This window comes from Achromobacter sp. ACM03 (assembly GCF_014851665.1).
GTDB lineage: Bacteria > Pseudomonadota > Gammaproteobacteria > Burkholderiales > Burkholderiaceae_B > Achromobacter > Achromobacter aegrifaciens.
Map to the genome: position 1 here is coordinate 48,059 of NZ_JACVAD010000004.1, position 17,417 is coordinate 65,475.

The following is a 17,417-nucleotide window of genomic DNA, read 5'->3' on the forward strand; positions in this document are numbered from 1 at the left end:
GGCGGCCTTAGATGATGCTCCAGAGACCGACCATCGACGCGCCCAGGCCCACCTTTTCCGCAGTGACCGCGTCGAACTGGTAGCTGGCGCCGGTGGTGCGGTACGAGACCATCTGTCCGATGCTGCTGACCATGGCGTAGTTGGTGAACGAGAGGTTCAGCATGACCGTGGTGCGGAACAGCGCCAGGCGATGCATGCCGAATTCCGCCTTGGCCACTGCCAGGCCGATGGAGAATGGCGTGGCCTGAAGCCAGCTTTCCTTGGAAAGATCCTTGACGTTGGCAGCGTCCATCACGACATCGGCAGGGGTTTTCAGCGTGATGTTGCCGTCGGCCTTGACCAATACGGTGGATCCCGTCGACTCCATGTCTATCTTGCCCTTGGCCTTGAGATCCATGGTGGACGTTTCGGACTCCACGTGCATCGCGGTCTTGGCCTTGACGTCCATGTTCGCGTCGGTGGAAAGCACTTCGACCTTGCCCTTGGCCTTCTCGGTGAGCATGCCGGTCTTGACGTGATGCAGCGAGTCGCCTTCGTTCACGTAGACCTGCTCGCCGTTCTTCAAGGTTTCTTTGAAGAGACCCGTGATCTCGCGTTCCTCGCCCTTGGCTGCGACCGTCGTCTTCAGGCCGTTGTCGAACTTCTCGTCCATCAGGCCGTCTTTCACGTTGACCGTGCGCGATGCCTTGACGGTGTATTCCTCGTGCCCCTTCACGAAAACGTCGCGCGTCTTGTCGACATGCAGCTTGTCGGTGCCGGTGACCTTGATGTCGCGGTTGCCGCCGATCCTGGTGGTGTCGTTGTCGCCGATGGTGGTGCTGCGGTTCTCGTCGGTCGAATGGAATTCGTTGGCTTCCACCTCGGTGCAGAGTTCGCGTTCCGCATGCAGCCAGATGCGTTCGCTGCCGCTCTTGTCCTCGAACATGAGAGCGTTCGCCGTCGCGGGCGTGCCGCTCTTGGAGCGGCTCAGGAAGCCGCTTTGCGTGGCGTTGTCCGGCAGGTCCCAGGGCGGCAGGTTGTTGGCGTTGAAGACGCGGCCGATCACGATGGGGCGGTCGGGCTGGCCGCCGATGAAGTCGACGATCACTTCATCGCGCACGCGCGGCAGCTGGATGCCGCCAAAGCCGCCGCCGGCCCAAGGGCTGGACACGCGCACCCAGCACGAGCTGTTCTCGTCCTTCTTGCCATAGCGGTCCCAATGGAACTGCACCTTGATGCGGCCCATCTTGTCCGTCCAGATTTCCTCTCCTTCCTTGCCCACTACCGTGGCGGTCTGTGGGCCATGGGTGCGCGGAACGGGAGTCACGCGCGGCGCGCGGAATTGTGTGCTGGACGGCAGCACGACGAACTCCAGGTCGAAGTCGCCGGGATCGGGCTGGCCGCTGGCATAGCCTGTTTCACGGATCCGGTAGTAGGTGCTGACGACGAGGTACTCGCGGTTCTCGGCCTGGCGCGGATGATTGCGCAGCGTGAAGAGATGGCCCGTGGCCAGCCCGCGGGCGTTGGAGCCGCCGGCGCTTTGCTCCTTTCTGCATTGCAGGTCTTCGAGCCGCACGCGGGTGTAGTGCTCCGCGTCGTCAGGATTGGTGTAGCCCCCTTGCCATTCGTACATCTCCAGGTCGCCATGGTCGTGCGCGCCGGGGTTGTTGCGGCGCGCTTCCAGGCTGGCGGCGGGCGTGAGCGGATGGTAGTCCGTGGTGGCAAAGGCGCCGGGCGTGATCTGTTCGGCCACTTCCCATTTGTAGACGTGGTCTTCGCGCGGGATGGTGATGCGGTCCGGCCCGTAATAGGGAATCTGCTCGTAGCCCGAGACGGGCTCGTGCTGCGTGATGTCGTCGGTGAGGACCAGGGTGTGCTTGCCCTTGTCGTGCTTGAACCAGAAGTAGATGCCCTCGTGCTCCATCAGGCGGCTGATGAAGGCGTAGTCGGTTTCCTGGTACTGGACGCAGTATTCCCAATTGCGGTAGCTGTCCACCAGCTTGAACTCGATGGGATAGTCGTAGTCCTTCAGCACTTCCCGGATGACGTCGGGCACGCTCTTGTTCTGGAATATCTTGTTGTCCGAGGTCTGGGTCAGGTACCAGAGCCACGGCCGCACCGTGGCGCGGTAGATGGTGTAGCGCGAGGTGTTGTTCTCGCGGCCCACCAGCGCGCAACGCGTGATGTGTCCGCTGAGATAGCGCGGTGCGGCGGACCCGGTTTCGATCTCCAGCGTCAGCGGCTTGCCCAGCAGCGACTTCATATCCAGCGAATAGGATTCCGAGACCAGCTCGACCTCCAGTTCGTACAGCTGCGAAAGGCTCTCGGCGCCATGCATGGCGCGGAACTTCAGTTGCTCCGGCGGCAGGGGCGTATGCGCCTTGACGACACGTTCGCTGGGCACGTTGCGGTCCATCTCACCGTCTCCTTATGAGAATGCTTCGCCTGTTGCTGCGTTTGCTGCTTTCGATTTCTTCGCGGGCGCGCGTCAGGCGCGTCACGATGACTGCAATGGGATGTCCGGCCACGCGATGGGGCCGCTTGCATAGGCGGGCAGGGGCTCGTCACGAACGGGTCTGCGCCGGGGAAATCTGTCTCTGGATCTGATGCGCGCCGGTCTTGCCGCCAGCGTGAGCGCCGATTGTAGGCAGGGGCGAAAGCGCCGGAGAAGCGCTCTCACATGCTTTTGTGTTTTTTACGCTTCGGTAACAGTCCTTCCGTGATGCGCCCGATTCCGTAAGGTCTGTGTCCAAAAATCAATGCAGCAGGGAGACAAGTGTTCAATTGTTTACTCGGGTGTTAGCTATCTGTAAGAAAAATCTGTAGTTGTTAGGTTGCCGTTGCATGCGGAAAGAGATGCCTAGAATTCACCCTTCCGTGAAGCAGCGCGGAGCGTAGTGGTTGTATCCAGGCAGCATCCCAGCAGGCATTTAACTGATGACTATGGAATTCGCCGACATCCTCAATACACTCGATTCACGTCTGCCCTGCGGGGAAGACCTCGAATACGACGCCGACTTCCTGCAACTGCAGCAAGCCGCGGCGGGGCGCGACGAACAGCAGTTCGGGTCGACCATCATTGCCGCGCAGCCGCCTGACTGGCGCGAAGTCGAACGCCTGGCGCGCGCGCTGCTGGAACGCACCCGCGACCTGCGCATCATTGGCCTGTTGACCTCCGCCTGGACCGAAATCCGCGGCCTGCCCGGCTATGGCGATGGCCTGGCGCTGGCCGTCGATACCCTGGAACGCTATTGGGAGCCGGTGCATCCACGCCTGGACAGCGTGGGGGAAGACGATCCCATGCCGCGCATGAACGCATTGGCGGCCTTTGGCGACATGCAGGGCTGTGCGCGCAGCCTGCGTTCGGCCAGCCTGATCAGCGGCGTGCATGGACAACTCACCGTGCGCGATACCGAAGCGCTGCTGGACGGCAGCCGCCAGGATGCGGACGGCTATCCAGGCGGGCGTCCGCGCCTGGTCGAGCGCTTGCGCCAGGCATGGACGCAAGGCGATGCCGACGTGCAGGCGCTGGCCTCAGCCGCCGATGCGTTGCGGCGCATTCAGAAACTCGTGACGGACAAATTGGGCGCCGCGTGGGCGCCCGACTATGCGGCCATCCTGCGCACGCTGGACCTGGTGCTGGACGCGGCGCGCGATCCGCAATCCGCGAGGCCGACCGCGGCGCCGACCGACGAGGCGCGGACCGCGGCAGAGGCGCCAGCCACGCAGCCGGTCGCGAGCGCGGCGGATCACGCCGCACGCTGGCAGGACGCGACGATCCAGTCGCGCGACGAGGCCGTGGCGATGCTGTCCAAGGTCTGTGCGTACTTCGAGGCCAACGAGCCCGGCCATCCCGCGCCTTACCTCATCCGCAGGGCGCAGCAGCTCATCCCAATGAGTTTTCACGACATCATCAGGAATCTGGCGCCCCAGGGGCTGGAGCAGTTCGAGGCATGGCTGCCGCGGTCCGAGGCGAACCGGCAGGAACCGTAAGGCGGGCCAGCCGCCGCACCAACAAGAGGAGACGACATCATGGCGACCAGCCTGAAGGGAAGCGGCCAGAAGTTCATTGCAAGAAACCGCGCGCCGCGGGTGCAGATCGAATACGACGTGGAGATCTACGGCGCTGAACGCAAGATCCAGTTGCCGTTCGTGATGGGCGTGCTGGCGGACCTGGCCGGCAAGTCCGAAACGCCGCAGCCGGAAGTGGGCGAGCGCAAGTTCCTCGACATCGACATCGACAACTTCGATGAACGCATGCGTTCCATCCAGCCGCGCGTGGCGTTCCAGGTGCCCAACACGCTGACGGGCGAAGGCAACCTGAATGTGGACGTCACATTCGAGAGCATCGACGATTTTTCGCCGGCCACCGTCGCTCGCAAGGTTGGCGCGCTGAACGAATTGCTGAGCGCGCGCACCCAGCTGGCGAACCTGTTGACCTACATGGACGGCAAGACCGGCGCCGAGGAACTGATCGGCAGCGTGCTCAAGAATCCAGCGCTGATGAACGCGCTGGCGGCCGCGCCGAAGCCGCAAGAGGAGCCGCGCGCATCCGATGCCCCCGCGCCGGACCCGGCCGCCTGATTTCCGCTTGAATCGCTTTTCGGAGAATGCCATGACCGCAGTGGCCAAACGCGCCGACGCGCGTGCTGTCGAGACCCTGCAGGCGGACGATCTTTCCGCCCTGCTGAAGAAGGAATTCAAGCCCAAGACCGAGCAGGCGCAGGAGGCGGTGGAACACGCCGTTCGCACGCTGGCGCATCAGGCGCTTGAGAACAGCGGCGTAGGCCTGTCGTCGGACGCCTACCGCACCATCCAGGCCATCATCGCCGAGATCGACCGCAAGATGTCGGAGCAGATCAACCGCGTGATGCATCACCCCGACTTCCAGCAGCTGGAGGGCGCGTGGCGCGGCCTGCATTACCTGGTCACCAACACCGAGACCGACGAACTTCTGAAGATCCGCGTGATGTGCCTGTCCAAGTCGGAACTGGGCCGCACGCTCAAGCGGCACAAGGGCGTGGGCTGGGACCAGAGCCCGATCTTCAAGCGCGTGTACGAGGAAGAGTACGGCCAGTTCGGCGGGGAGCCCATCGGCTGCCTGGTCGGCGACTACTACTTTGACCACAGTCCGCCCGACGTGGAACTGCTGGGCGAGATCGCCAAGATCTCATCCGCCGCGCACTGCCCCTTCATTGCGGGGGCTTCGCCCAACGTGATGCAGATGGATTCGTGGCAGGAACTGGCCAACCCGCGTGACCTGACCAAGATCTTCACCAACACGGAATACGCCGCATGGCGCAGCCTGCGCGAATCCGAGGACTCGCGCTACATCGGGCTGGCGATGCCGCGCTTCCTGGCGCGGCTGCCCTACGGCGCGCGCACCAATCCCGTCGACGAATTCGACTTCGAGGAAGACACAGACGGCGCGAACCACGACCGCTACACCTGGACCAATTCCGCCTATGCCATGGCGGCCAACGTGAACCGCTCGTTCAAGCTGTACGGCTGGTGCACGTCCATCCGCGGCGTGGAGTCCGGCGGCGCGGTGGAGAACCTGCCGTGCCACAGCTTTCCCACCGATGACGGCGGCGTGGATCTGAAGTGCCCGACCGAGATCGCCATCAGCGACAGGCGGGAGGCCGAACTGGCCAAGAACGGCTTCATGCCGCTGGTGCATCGGAAGAACTCCGACTTCGCCGCCTTCATCGGCGCGCAGTCGCTGCAAAAGCCGCACGACTACTACGAGGCCGACGCCTCGGCCAATGCCAAGCTGGCCGCGCGCCTGCCGTATCTCTTCGCATGCTGCCGCTTCGCGCATTACCTGAAGTGCATCGTGCGCGACAAGATCGGCTCGTTCCGCGAACGCGACGACATGGAGCGCTGGCTGAACGACTGGATCATGAACTACGTGGATGGCGATCCGGTGAACTCCTCGCAGGAGACCAAGGCGCGCAAGCCGCTGGCCGCGGCCGAGGTGCAGGTGCAGGAGATCGAGGACAACCCGGGCTATTACTCCGCCAAGTTTTTCCTGCGGCCGCACTATCAGCTGGAAGGGCTGACGGTGTCGCTGCGGCTGGTTTCCAAGCTGCCTTCGCTCAAACAGAACGAAGGCTGAGTGGCGCTGACAAGTCGGGGCGCAACCGTGCCCCATAACTCCAGGAGACAGATGTGGCAGTGGATATGTTCATGAAGATCGATGGCGCCAACGGTGAATCCAAGGACGCCAACCACAAGGACTGGACCGATATCGTGTCCTTTTCATGGGGCGCAACCCAGCCAGGCAACCTGGCCAGCGGCGGCGGCCTGGGCGCGGGCAAGGCCAGCTTCAACGATCTGCACGTAGTGGCACGCATCGACAAGGCCGCGCCAGCCGTGATGAAGCACTGCGCCAGCGGCAAGCACCTCAGCAAGATCGAGCTGTCCATGTGCAAGGCGGGCGGCGAGCAGATCGAGTACTCCAAGATCACGCTGGAGGACGTGCTGGTGTCGTCGGTGCAGATATCCGGGGACCGCAGTGCCGAAGGCGTGGTGGTGAACTTCGCGTTCCAGGCGGCCAAGGTCAAGCAGCAGTACTGGGAGCAGACCGACAAGGGCGGCAAGGGCGCGGAAAGCCTGGTGGCTTGGGACATCAAGCAGAACAAGGAAGTGGGCTAGGGCGGAGACACCCATGTCCATCGCTGCGGTTCCCTTCGGCGCGCTCAGCCTGGCTGGCCAATTGGACGAGCTGCAGGCGCAGGTGCGCCGGCAGCCCGCCGACGCGGACCTGCGCGCCCAGCTGTTCCAGCTGCTGGCGGTGCAGGGGGATTGGGCGCGCGCGGCCGAGCAGCTCAACGTCTGCGGCCATCTGAACGCGCAGGCGCGGCCGACGCAGGTGCTTTACGCCAGCGCCATCGCGGCGGAACGCGAGCGCGAGGCCGTGCTTGCCGGGCAAGGCGAACCCGCGCTGCTGGACGAGCCCGCTGATTGGTTGCGGGCCATGATATCGGCGCTGCGTCTGGACGGCACTGCGCCAGGCCAGGCGGCCGAGCTGCGTGGCAAGGCTTTCGAGGATGCGAGCGCGCGTGCCGGCCTGTTGGAACTGGCGGCGCAAGAGACGGCGCAGCCGTTCCAATGGATCTGCGATGGCGACAGCCGCCTTGGTCCGGTGTTCGAGTTCCTGGCGGGCGGGCGCTACGTGTGGCTGCCCTTCGCCGGGCTCAAGCGCGTGCGTCTGCTTGCGCCGGAAGGCCTGTGCGACCTGGTCTGGGCGCAGGCCGAGATCGAACTGGAAGACGGCCGGGTGCGGCAGGGCCTGGTGCCGGCGCGCTATCCGGCAGCGCCCGGCGCGCGCATGGTCGAACTGTCCGACTCGGCCAAGCTGGGCAGGACGACCGATTGGCGCGCCTTGCATGGCGATACCTACGCAGGCGTGGGGCAGAAGATGTGGCTGACGGATGCCGCGGAAGTCGCGCTGCTCGAGGTACGCAGCCTGGAGCTGGCGTGATGGGCCACGCCGATCGTCCGCGCGATTGGGAGCCGTTGTCGCGCGGCCAGCGCGCGGCGCGCGACCGGTTGCAGCCGTCGCTGCTGGATCGCCTGATGGACAACGAGCCCGCCAAGCGCGAAGAACCGCGCGAAAACGCCATGTTGACGCATGAGGCGCTGCGCGCGGCGGTGCTGCGGGACCTGCGCTGGCTGCTCAATACCGTCAACCTGCAGGCGTCCCAGGACCTGTCGGCGCACCGGCCGGTAGCGGCCTCGGCGCTGAACTTTGGCGTGCGCGCCATGGCGGGAAAGCGCATGTCGGAGATCGACTGGATCGACGTCGAAGAGTCGATCCGCGCAGCGATCTCCGCGTTCGAGCCGCGCATCCTGGACTCGTCGGTGGAAGTGCGCTGCGTGTCCGATGCCGGCACGCTGGAACACCACAATGTGCTGAGCCTGGAGATACGCGGCATGCTGTGGTGCGTGCCGCAGCCGCTCGAGTTCCTGTTCCGCACGGACATCGACCTGGAAAGCGGCCACATGGATCTGCGCGATCTGGGCGGTGCCTGATGGACGATCGCCTGCTGGATTACTACAACCGGGAACTGGTCTATCTGCGGGAGCTGGGCGCGGAGTTTGCGCAGGCCCATCCCAAGGTGGCGGCGCGGCTGGGCATGAATGCCACGGAGGTCGCCGATCCTTACGTCGAGCGTCTGCTGGAGGGCTTCAGCTTTCTGACCGCCCGCATCCATATGAAGATGGATGCCGAGTTTCCGCGCTTCTCGCAGCGGCTGCTGGAGGTGGTCTATCCCAACTACCTGGCGCCCACGCCGGCGATGGCCATCGTGCAGTTCGCGCCCAGCATGAACGAAGGCACCTTGGCGGGCGGCTTTGAATTGCCGCGCGGCACGCTGCTGCGCGGCCGCGTGGCGCGCGGCGAGCAGACGCCTTGCGACTTCACCACCGGCCACGCCCTGCGCCTGTGGCCCTTGCAGGTCACGCAGGCGGAATTCACCGCCGCGCCGCAGGATCTGCCGCTGGCGCGGCTGGGCCTGGCCGGGCGCGCCGCTCGCGTGCTGAGCGCGCTGCGCATCCGGATAGAGGTTTGCGGCGGGCAGCGTCTGGAGGACCTGGATCTCGATCAGCTGGTGTTCCACCTGAACGGCCAGGACCTGCAAATGCAGCGTTTGCTTGAAGTCGTGATGGGGCATACCGTGGCGGTGCTGGGCCATGACACCGCGAGACCGGTGGCATGGATCAACAGACTGCCGCCGGACGCGGTACGCCACGAAGGTTTTGCCGACGAACAGGCGTTGCTGCCGGGCGACGCCCGCGTGTTCCAGGGCTATCGCCTTCTGCAAGAGTATTTCGCATTCGCGCAGCGCTATCTGTTCTTCAGCATCAACGGATTGAAGCGGGGGCTGCGCACGCCCGCGATGCCCCAGGGCGCGCAGCGCGAAACCCGCGCATTCGATCTGACTCTGCTGTTCTCGATGGCGGCGCCGGAGCTGGAAGGCGCGATATCGGCCGCCAACCTGGCGCTGCATTGCGTGCCGGTGATCAACCTGTTCGCCAAGCGGGCGGACCGCGTGGCGGTTACGCCCAGGACTTCCGAGTACCACGTCGTCATCGACCGCAGCCGCCCGCTGGACTACGAGGTCTACGGGGTGACGCGCGTCGCGGGCCATGCCGCCGCGCAGCGGCAGGAGCAGGAATTCCGGCCGTTCTACGGTTCGCTGGGCAGCGATCCCGAAGAGCACGGCGCGTACTTTTCCATGCGCCGCGAGCCGCGGCTGGTGTCCGATAGCGCGCAACGCAACGGCACCCGTAGCGGCTACATCGGCAGCGAAGTGTTCCTGTCGCTGGTGGACCGGCGCGAGGCGCCGTTCTCGGGCGACCTGCGCCACCTGACCCTGGAAACCCTGTGCACGAACCGCGATCTGGCGCTGCTGTTGCCGCTGGGCGGCGATACCGACATGACCTTGCGTGTGTCGGCGCCGGTGCGCGCGGTCAAGGTGCTGCACGGACCCACGCGGCCCCGCGCGGCGCTGGCCGAGAACGCGGCCACCTGGCACCTGATCAGCCACCTGGGCCTGAACTACCTCAGCCTGACCGACCTGGACGCCGAGCAGGGCGCGCAGACCTTGCGCGAAATGCTGCACGTGTACGGCAACCTGGCCGAGCCGGGCGTGCGCAGGCACATCGCGGGCCTGCGGCACGTCAGCGCCAGGCCTGTGCATCACCGTCTGCCCGTGCCCGGCCCCATCGTCCACGGGCGCGGCGTGCGCATCGCGCTGCAGGTGGACGAGACCGCGTTTTCGGGCATCAGCCCTTATCTGTTTGGCGCCGTGCTGGAGCAGTTCTTCGCCCGCCACGTATCGATCAACCTGATGTCGGAGCTGGTCCTCTCGACCCTGCAGCGCGGCGAGGTCGCCCGCTACAAGCCCCGCATGGGACGCCGGCCCGTGGTCTAGGGGCTGTGCACATTAAAAGGAGCGCGTGATGAAGTCCGCCGCACATCTGAACCGCATGGCTTACGACCCCGTCCATCTGCTGGGCGAGCTGCTGCGCCGCGAAGACGACGGCAGCTATGCCGTGGCCTGCGATGGCCGCGTCTGGACCGTGCAGCGCGCCGCCAGCTGCCTGCTGGAGCCGCAGCCGGGCGACGAAGTGCTGATCAGCGGGCCGGACCCCGCCCGCATCTACCTGATCGCCGTCACCGTGCAGGCCGATCCCGCACGCACCACGCTGCAGGCGGAGGGCGAATTGCTGCTGCGCTCGGGCAGCATCCGCATGGTGGCCAGGCAGCTGCATGCCACGGTGGGCGAAGTCCGTCTGGTGGGCCGCAGCTACGAGGCGGTGATGGACCGCATGACGCTGATGGCGCGGCTGTCGCAGCGCAGCGTCAGCGAGATGGACCAGGTGCGCGCCGGCGCCATCGATTTCCAGGCCGAGCAGAGCGCGCGGCTGCACGCGGCCTACACGGTGGTGACGGGCGGCGACCTGGTGAAGGTGGACGCCAAGCAGATACACATGGGGTAGGACGGTGGATATCGCCCAGCCCGTTGCCGATCCCGTCCATCCGTCCGCCGCGCCTGATGACGCGCTGGCGCAATGGTGGCGCGCGGTCGAACGCGAACCGTACGCCCATGACCTGTTCCATGCCTTGCGCTGGATCGATGCGCTTTCGGGCGCGCGCAAGCCCTTGGGACGCGACACGGTCGCGCGCCACGAACCCGTGCGGCTGCGGCAGGAGCCGTCGATGGCGTTCGCGCCGTCCACCGTGGCCGCCGCGCGCGCCGCCACGGGCGGGCGGCCCGCGGAACTGTCGATTTACAGCTTCGGCCTGTTCGGCCCCAATGGACCCTTGCCCCTGCATCTGACAGAGCATGCCCGCGAGCGTCTGGCGCATCACGGGGACCGCACGCTGTCCGCATTTGCCGACGTGTTCCATCACCGGCTCATCCTGCTGTTCTACCGCGCCTGGGCGGACGCGCAGAGCACGGTCAGCCTGGACCGCAAGGATGAGCGCTTCACTCGCTACGTAGCCAGCCTGCTGCATATGGGCGAGCCGTCGATGCGCCGCCGCGACGCGGTGCTGGACCACGCCAAGTACCACATGGCGGGCCATCTGACGCGACAGACCCGCAACCCGGAAGGGCTCAAGCATATCTTGCAATCGTTCTTCGGCCTGCCCGTGCGCATCCGCGAGTTCGTGCCGCAATGGATCCGCCTGGAACCAGACCAGCGGCTGGGCCTGGGCGGCTTTGCGGGGCTGGGGCGCGACACGGTGCTGGGCGTGGCGGTGCGCGATGCCCAGCACAAATTCCGCATCGAGATCGGCCCGCTGGCGCTGGAGGACTACCAGAGCTTTCTGCCGGGAGGCATACGCGCCCGCCAGCTGACGCATTGGGTCAGGCATTACATCGGCATGGAGCTGGCCTGGGACCTGAGACCGGTGCTGCGCGCGGAGGACGCGCGTGGCGTGAACCTGGGCGCCGCGCGTCCGCTGGGCCTGTCCTCATGGCTGGGCAAGCGCCGGCCCGAGCAAGGCGAGGCGGGCGATCTTCTGCTGGACTACGAAAGCCGCGGCGCCAGGCCGCCACGTGGCCGTGCGCCGGCCTCAACCTCAACGACGACGCGCGCGTGACGCGCCACCCTGCCATGTCCGATATCGGCCGCATCGACCTCTTCGGCAAGCTCAATCCACTGCTCTACCAGACGCTGGAGGGCGCCACCGCGTTCTGCAAGCTGCGAGGCAACCCCTATGTGGAGCTGGTGCATTGGGTGCACCAGATCCTGCACGCGCAAGACAGCGACCTGCATCGCATCGCGCGCCGCTTCGAGCTGGACCTGGCCGCCTTGCAGGCCGACCTGACGGCGGAGCTGGACCGCCTGCCGTCTGGCGCGGGCTCGGTCTCCGACCTGTCCGAACACATCGACCATGCGGTCGAAAGGGCCTGGGTGCTGGGCTCGCTGCGCTATGGCGCGGCGCGCATCCGCAGCGGCCATCTGCTGGCGGGACTGGCGCGGACCTATGCGCTGCGTCACGTGCTGCTGGGCATGTCGGCCCAGTTCTCGCGCATCGCGCCGGACACGCTGTTGGAACAGCTGCAGGAGATCGTGCAGGGCTCGCCGGAAGACGCGGCCGAGACAGCGCCCGTTGCCGCTGCCGGGGCGCCGGACGCGGGCGGTTCCGCGCTGGCGCGGTTCGCCGTCGACCTGACGGCGCGCGCGCGCGCGGGCGAGATCGACCCGGTTTCGGGACGCGATGAGGAAATCCGCCAGCTCATCGACGTGTTGATGCGGAGGCGGCAGAACAATCCGCTGCTGGCCGGCGAGGCCGGCGTCGGCAAGACGGCCGTGGTGGAAGGGCTGGCGCTGCGCCTGGCCGCAGGCGAGGTGCCGCCGCAGCTGCGCGATGTGGCGCTGTACCTGCTGGATATTGGCCTGCTGCAGGCGGGCGCGGGCGTGAAGGGCGAATTCGAGCAGCGGCTGCGCGGTGTCATCGACGAGGTGCAGGCCAGCGAGAAGCCGGTGGTGCTGTTCATCGACGAGATCCACACGCTGGTGGGCGCGGGCGGCGCGGCAGGGACCGGAGACGCGGCCAATCTGTTGAAGCCGGCGCTGGCGCGCGGCGAGCTGCGCACCATCGGCGCCACCACCTGGTCGGAATACAAGAAGTACATCGAGAAAGACCCCGCATTGAGCCGCCGCTTTCAGGTCATACAGGTGCACGAGCCCGACGAGGCGCGCGCATTCGGCATGTTGCGCGGACTGGCTGAAACGCTGCAGGCGCATCATGGCGTGCTGCTGCTGGACGAGGCGATCGAAGCGGCGGTGACACTGTCGCACCGCTACATTCCAGCGCGCCAGCTGCCCGACAAGGCCGTTGCGTTACTGGACACGGCCTGCGCGCGCGTCGCCGTCAGCCAGCATGCGGCGCCGCCCAGCCTGGAGGATGCGCGCAGGCGGGTACAGGCGCTGGAGCTGGCTCAACGCATCGCCGAACGCGAGCTGCGTCTGGGCGAGGGCGATGCGCAGCGGGTCGGACGCCTGGCGGCCGAGCAGGCCGTCGCCGCGAAAGAGGAGCAGGCGCTGGCGGAGCGCTGGGAGTCGGAACGCGCGCTGGCCGGAGAGGTGCTGAATTTGCGCCAGACGCTGGAGCTCGCCTCCTCCGATGCGCAGGAAGACCAGCGCCGCGCACTGGCGCAGGCGCGCATAGCGCTGGCGGCCAGTCAGGATGAATCCGCGATGGTGCATTGCGCGGTCGATGCCGCCGCCGTGGCCGCAGTGGTGGCCGACTGGACCGGCATTCCCGTGGGCCGCATGCTGCGGGACGAGGCGCGCGCGGTGCTGGACCTGGCGGACACGCTTTCGGCGCGTGTGATCGGCCAGCGAGATGCCCTGGAAGCGGTGGCGCGCCGCGTCCAGACTTCGCGGGCCGGCCTGACCGACCCGGACAAGCCGGTAGGCGTGTTCCTGCTCTGCGGCCCCAGCGGCGTCGGCAAGACGGAGACCGCGCTGGCGCTGGCCGAGGCGCTTTACGGCGGCGAGCAGAACCTGATCACCATCAACATGAGCGAGTTCCAGGAGTCGCACACGGTGTCCACGCTCAAGGGTGCGCCGCCGGGGTATGTGGGGTATGGCGAGGGCGGCGTGCTGACCGAGGCCGTGCGCCGGCGGCCCTACAGCGTGGTGTTGCTGGACGAGGTGGAGAAAGCGCATGCCGATGTGCACGAGATCTTCTTCCAGGTCTTTGACAAAGGCTGGATGGAGGACGGCGAGGGGCGCTATATCGATTTCCGCAATGCGGTGATCATCCTGACCTCCAACGTGGGCGCGGAACGGATCGCGACGCTATGCCGCGATCCCGAGCTGCTGCCCGACGCCGCCGCGTTGGCCGCGGCATTGCGCGAGCCGCTGCTGCAAGCCTTTCCAGCCGCGCTGTTGGGGCGGCTGGTGGCGGTGCCCTACCTGCCGCTGCCGGACGCCATGCTGGCGCGCATCGTGGACCTGCAGTTCGAGCGCGTGGGCCGCCGCCTGCTCGAGCAGCACGGCATCGTGCTGGAGGTGACGCCCGAGGCCACTGCGCTGGTGGTGGCGCGCTGCGCGGAGGTGGAGTCGGGGGCGCGCATGGTGGATGCCGTCCTGACCAACACCGTGCTGCCCCGGATCAGCCGGGAGCTGCTGGGCGCTTCCATGCAGGACCGCAGGCTGAGCAAAGTAAGCCTGTCGGTCGCCGACGGGGAGTTCCGCTATGACTACGCCTGAGGCCTCAGCGGTTCTTGTCGCCGGGTCCTGGCTTGACGGGCGCGGGCCGCAGGTAGCCGCCGATCTCGCGCAGATGATCGGACGCGCTGCGGCCGTCTGCCGCGTCGCGCGGGCGGCCCAGCGCGTCGTCGACGGGATGGGCCCGGTGCTCGGCCAATGCGTCGTGCGCGGGCAGGGCGGACGGGGTGCCGTCCGAGAAGATGCTGGGCGTGTCGTCGCCCGGCGCATCGAACAGCGCCAGGGGATCGGTGGGCGGGCGCGACACCGCGCCGTCGCCGGGCGGCAGGTGGCGCAGGGGATCTTCCGGGTTGCGCGCCTGCGCGGAGTCCAGATCGAAGGGGTGTGTGGAGACGTCCGGCGCGCTGCCCACGGGCAGGGTGCCGGGGCCGATCAGGTCGCTGAAGATGTCGTCGTCGACCACGGCGGCCGCGCTGGCCGCCGGAGCCTCGGGCGCGGCCGCTGCGGCGCGCAGCCGGTAGTCGCCGATCTGCAGCTCGTCGCCTGGATGCAGCGGCACTTCCTGGTCGCGCGCGAGCGCCTGGCCATTGACGCTGACCGTGCTCATGTCGCTCAGGTTGAGCAGAAAGCCGGCGTCATCGTCGTTGACGCGGATCGCCGCCTGCACGCGGCAGATGCCGCGCGTCGGATCGGGCAGGGCCAATTGGTTGTCGAGACTGCGGCCTACCGTGCCGCCGGGCGCCGTGAACACGGCGTGGATGGGTTCGAAGGCCGGATCGCCGGCACGCTGGAACACGGTGAGTTTCACGCCTGTCTCCTGGGCGCCGTCGGCGCGTTAACGGATCTGGGACGCTTGCGCCGCCTGGAATGCCGGTCCCCACTGGGGGTGTCCGGCCTCATTCGGCGCGAGCTGGAACGAGGGCTGCAGCTGCAGGATGCGCGCGAAGCTGTCCTCGCACAGTTGGCGATAGTTGGTCACGCAGTAGCTGAAGGCCTGCAGCTTGAGCGCTTCGACCCGCATGGGCGTGGGCGCGGTGGCAAGCGCGTCGGAAGTCGCCACCGTGCGCACGACGGCTCCGAAGCGGCTGGCGGCATATTCGTCGCGCACCTGCTGCAGCGCTTCCACGGCTTGCGGCGATGGGGTGGAAGCACAGGCTGCAAGCAGCGCGAGCGTGGATATCAAGCAAATGCGTGCGGACTGTTTCATGGCGCGGGCGTGTCGTTCGGAGTGTGTAGGCCTGGTCATTCCGCCGATGATAGCGGCCCGCCGTGCAAGGTATGCGTCGCGGCGTAACAGACGTGTGTACTTTTATTTCCGAGGTCTTATGAACGGTCCATGCCTACGAGTGATTCCGACGGGACGGCGGCGCACCGCGGCGATTCTCGCGGCTGCGTTGACGGCGGCGATGCTCGCGGCATGCTCGTCGACGGCCAAGCGAGTGCCCGTGCCGTACGCGATCGAACTGCGCGCGGATCCGAAAGTGAACCAGAACGCCAGCGGCAGGCCCTCGCCGGTGCAGGTGACGATCTATGAACTGAAATCGGCCAGCATCTTCGAATCGCGCGACTTCTTCACCTTGCAGGGCGATGCGCATGCGGCGCTGGGCGCGGAGCTGCTCAATGTCGACCAGGTCATCCTGAAACCGGGTGAAACCAAGGTGGTGCAGTACCCAGGCAACGCCGAGGCGCGCGTGGTGGGCGTGGTGGCGGCCTATCGCGAACTGGAGCAAAGCAAGTGGCGGCTGCTGGTGTCGTTGCCCGAGGCGCAGAACACCAACATCTACAAGGTCTGGCAGTTTTCGCCGAACGAGGAGACGGTGAAGGTCGCGGTCAAGCGCGACGGGCTGGAAGAAGTGGATCGCAGCCGTTCGTGGTGGCCCTTTTAGAAGCGAAGAGAACCGCACATGGTGAGTAGAGACAAAGTGATCTGGTCGGAGGGCATGTTCCTGCGGCCGCAGCATTTCCAGCAGTTTGAACGCCATATGCTGCATACCGCGCAGCAGCGCGCAGCCACGCTCCAGGGATGCTTCTGGGGCTTTGGCCAGCTGTCGCTGGACCGCGACGCGCTGGCGATCGGCAAGGTGGCGCTGACCCGGGCGCAAGGCGTCATGCCCGACGGCACGCCTTTCGATTTCTCGCATCCGGACGCGGCGCCCGCGGCGTTCGAAGTACCGGCGCAGACGCGCGGCGCGCGCATCGTGCTGGCCCTGCCGCGCGTGCGCGCCGGCGTCAGCGACGTCATCTACGAAGGCGAGGAAGACACGCTGGCGCGTTATCTGGTGCACGAAGCCGAAGTGGAAGACAGCGGCTCCGTGGCGCTGGAACCCGTCCTGATGCAGCTCGGACGCTTGCGGCTGCGATTGATGCTGGAGGACGAACTTACCGACGACTGGCTGGGCCTGGGCGTGGCGCGCGTGCTGGAGCGGCGTTCGGACAACCGGGTGGTGCTGGACGAAGGCTATGTGGCGCCGTGGCTGGCGGCGGGCGAGCATCCGGTTCTGCGGGGCTTCGTCGATGAACTGCAGGGGCTGCTCGACGCGCGCAGCGAGGCGCTGGCCTCGCGCCTGTCGCAGCCCGGCCGCGGCGGCGTTTCCGAGGTGTCGGACTTCATGCTGCTGGAAACCGTCAACCGCTATATAGGTTCGATCTGGCATGCGCGGCAGCTTCCGGCGCAGCATCCCGAACGCCTGTTCCACGACTGGCTGATGCTGGCCTGCGACTTGGCCACCTTCACGTCCGCCACGCGCCGGCCCGGTGTGCTGCCGGACTACGTGCACGATGATCTGCAGGGCAGCTTCACGCCTTTGATGAACGAGCTGCGCCGCTCCCTGTCGGCCGTGCTGGAGCAGCGCGCCTTGCAGATACCGCTGCAGGACCGCGGCCAGGGCGTGCGCGTGGCGCAGATCCAGGACGCGGAACTGTTGCAGTCGGCCGGCTTCGTGCTGGCGGTGCATGCGGACCTGGGCGTGGAGACCGTGCGGGCGCGCTTTCCGGCGCAGGTCAAGATCGGTCCGGTGGAACGCATCCGCGACCTGGTGCACCTGCAATTGCCGGGCGTCGCCGTGCGCGCGCTGCCCGTGGCGCCGCGACAGATTCCGTACAGCGCCGGACATGTCTATTTCGAACTGGATAAGAGCGGCGAATTCTGGAAGCAGCTGGAGCGCACCGGCGCGCTGGCGTTGCATCTGGCGGGCGATTTTCCCGGGCTGACGATGGAGTTCTGGGCGCTGCGCGACTGA

General features: G+C 66.7%; 15 protein-coding genes. 12 read left to right on the forward strand and 3 right to left on the reverse strand.

What is annotated here, in order from left to right; all coding sequences use genetic code 11:
- Positions 1–7: 7 nt before the first annotated feature.
- Positions 8–2,395 carry a type VI secretion system Vgr family protein gene (locus tag IB257_RS19535; RefSeq protein ID WP_054457222.1) on the reverse strand — a complete coding sequence of 796 codons (2,388 nt, stop codon included), beginning with the start codon at positions 2,393–2,395 and terminating at the stop codon, positions 8–10.
- Between the two features lie 527 nt (positions 2,396–2,922).
- Here IB257_RS19535 and tssA point away from each other — a divergent pair.
- The 10 genes from tssA to tssH all read left to right on the forward strand — a co-directional run bounded on the left by tssA (position 2,923) and on the right by tssH (position 14,220).
- A complete protein-coding gene (tssA, locus tag IB257_RS19540; RefSeq protein ID WP_054457220.1) occupies positions 2,923–3,972 on the forward strand; it encodes a type VI secretion system protein TssA in 1,050 nt (349 codons plus the stop codon).
- Between the two features lie 39 nt (positions 3,973–4,011).
- Positions 4,012–4,563, forward strand: coding sequence for a type VI secretion system contractile sheath small subunit (gene tssB, locus IB257_RS19545; protein ID WP_054457219.1), 552 nt, complete (start codon positions 4,012–4,014; stop codon positions 4,561–4,563).
- A gap of 31 nt (positions 4,564–4,594) precedes the next feature.
- Positions 4,595–6,097 (forward strand): type VI secretion system contractile sheath large subunit, encoded by a 1,503-nt coding sequence (tssC, locus tag IB257_RS19550; protein ID WP_059379448.1) that lies wholly within the window; start codon positions 4,595–4,597, stop codon positions 6,095–6,097.
- A gap of 71 nt (positions 6,098–6,168) precedes the next feature.
- Positions 6,169–6,636 (forward strand): type VI secretion system tube protein Hcp, encoded by a 468-nt coding sequence (locus tag IB257_RS19555; RefSeq protein WP_088607795.1) that lies wholly within the window; start codon positions 6,169–6,171, stop codon positions 6,634–6,636.
- A 13-nt stretch (positions 6,637–6,649) separates the two neighbouring features.
- A complete protein-coding gene (locus tag IB257_RS19560; RefSeq protein WP_119449737.1) occupies positions 6,650–7,465 on the forward strand; it encodes a type VI secretion system accessory protein TagJ in 816 nt (271 codons plus the stop codon).
- Positions 7,465–8,016, forward strand: a complete 552-nt coding sequence (gene tssE / locus IB257_RS19565; RefSeq protein WP_054457215.1) for a type VI secretion system baseplate subunit TssE — start codon at positions 7,465–7,467, stop codon at positions 8,014–8,016. The genes IB257_RS19560 and tssE overlap by 1 nt, the downstream gene beginning before the upstream one ends.
- Positions 8,016–9,920 carry a type VI secretion system baseplate subunit TssF gene (gene tssF, locus IB257_RS19570; RefSeq protein WP_192492695.1) on the forward strand — a complete coding sequence of 635 codons (1,905 nt, stop codon included), beginning with the start codon at positions 8,016–8,018 and terminating at the stop codon, positions 9,918–9,920. Before tssE ends, tssF begins: the two co-directional genes overlap by 1 nt.
- 28 nt (positions 9,921–9,948) lie before the next feature.
- Complete coding sequence (locus IB257_RS19575; RefSeq protein WP_054457211.1) at positions 9,949–10,488, forward strand: DUF3540 domain-containing protein; 540 nt, start codon at positions 9,949–9,951, stop codon at positions 10,486–10,488.
- A 4-nt stretch (positions 10,489–10,492) separates the two neighbouring features.
- Positions 10,493–11,596 (forward strand): type VI secretion system baseplate subunit TssG, encoded by a 1,104-nt coding sequence (tssG, locus tag IB257_RS19580; protein ID WP_192492696.1) that lies wholly within the window; start codon positions 10,493–10,495, stop codon positions 11,594–11,596.
- A gap of 14 nt (positions 11,597–11,610) precedes the next feature.
- A complete protein-coding gene (gene tssH / locus IB257_RS19585) occupies positions 11,611–14,220 on the forward strand; it encodes a type VI secretion system ATPase TssH (protein ID WP_192492785.1) in 2,610 nt (869 codons plus the stop codon).
- 4 nt (positions 14,221–14,224) lie between these two features.
- Here the strand turns inward: tssH and IB257_RS19590 are convergent, their stop codons facing one another.
- Together IB257_RS19590 and IB257_RS19595 are read right to left on the reverse strand one after the other, a co-directional pair.
- Positions 14,225–14,986, reverse strand: coding sequence for an FHA domain-containing protein (locus tag IB257_RS19590; protein ID WP_192492697.1), 762 nt, complete (start codon positions 14,984–14,986; stop codon positions 14,225–14,227).
- 27 nt (positions 14,987–15,013) lie between these two features.
- On the reverse strand, positions 15,014–15,385 hold the full coding sequence (locus tag IB257_RS19595) for a TssQ family T6SS-associated lipoprotein (protein WP_054457206.1): 372 nt from the start codon (positions 15,383–15,385) through the stop codon (positions 15,014–15,016).
- A 118-nt stretch (positions 15,386–15,503) separates the two neighbouring features.
- On the opposite strand from IB257_RS19595, the gene tssJ reads away from it, so the two are divergent.
- Positions 15,504–16,064, forward strand: coding sequence for a type VI secretion system lipoprotein TssJ (gene tssJ, locus IB257_RS19600; RefSeq protein ID WP_054457203.1), 561 nt, complete (start codon positions 15,504–15,506; stop codon positions 16,062–16,064).
- Between the two features lie 18 nt (positions 16,065–16,082).
- Entirely contained in the window at positions 16,083–17,417 is a 1,335-nt protein-coding gene (tssK, locus tag IB257_RS19605) for a type VI secretion system baseplate subunit TssK (protein WP_192492698.1), read from the forward strand.

What these genes read in the sequence shown, in the direction of transcription:
- tssK (WP_192492698.1), top strand. Translation starts at nt 16,083, where the DNA reads ATGGTGAGTAGAGACAAAGTGATCTGGTCGGAGGGCATGTTCCTGCGG.
- tssH (WP_192492785.1), top strand. Translation starts at nt 11,611, where the DNA reads ATGTCCGATATCGGCCGCATCGACCTCTTCGGCAAGCTCAATCCACTG.
- IB257_RS19575 (WP_054457211.1), top strand. Translation starts at nt 9,949, where the DNA reads ATGAAGTCCGCCGCACATCTGAACCGCATGGCTTACGACCCCGTCCAT.
- tssE (WP_054457215.1), top strand. Translation starts at nt 7,465, where the DNA reads ATGGGCCACGCCGATCGTCCGCGCGATTGGGAGCCGTTGTCGCGCGGC.
- tssJ (WP_054457203.1), top strand. Translation starts at nt 15,504, where the DNA reads ATGAACGGTCCATGCCTACGAGTGATTCCGACGGGACGGCGGCGCACC.
- IB257_RS19535 (WP_054457222.1), bottom strand. Translation starts at nt 2,395, where the DNA reads ATGGACCGCAACGTGCCCAGCGAACGTGTCGTCAAGGCGCATACGCCC.
- tssF (WP_192492695.1), top strand. Translation starts at nt 8,016, where the DNA reads ATGGACGATCGCCTGCTGGATTACTACAACCGGGAACTGGTCTATCTG.
- tssC (WP_059379448.1), top strand. Translation starts at nt 4,595, where the DNA reads ATGACCGCAGTGGCCAAACGCGCCGACGCGCGTGCTGTCGAGACCCTG.
- IB257_RS19555 (WP_088607795.1), top strand. Translation starts at nt 6,169, where the DNA reads ATGAAGATCGATGGCGCCAACGGTGAATCCAAGGACGCCAACCACAAG.
- tssB (WP_054457219.1), top strand. Translation starts at nt 4,012, where the DNA reads ATGGCGACCAGCCTGAAGGGAAGCGGCCAGAAGTTCATTGCAAGAAAC.
- IB257_RS19560 (WP_119449737.1), top strand. Translation starts at nt 6,650, where the DNA reads ATGTCCATCGCTGCGGTTCCCTTCGGCGCGCTCAGCCTGGCTGGCCAA.
- IB257_RS19595 (WP_054457206.1), bottom strand. Translation starts at nt 15,385, where the DNA reads ATGAAACAGTCCGCACGCATTTGCTTGATATCCACGCTCGCGCTGCTT.
- tssA (WP_054457220.1), top strand. Translation starts at nt 2,923, where the DNA reads ATGGAATTCGCCGACATCCTCAATACACTCGATTCACGTCTGCCCTGC.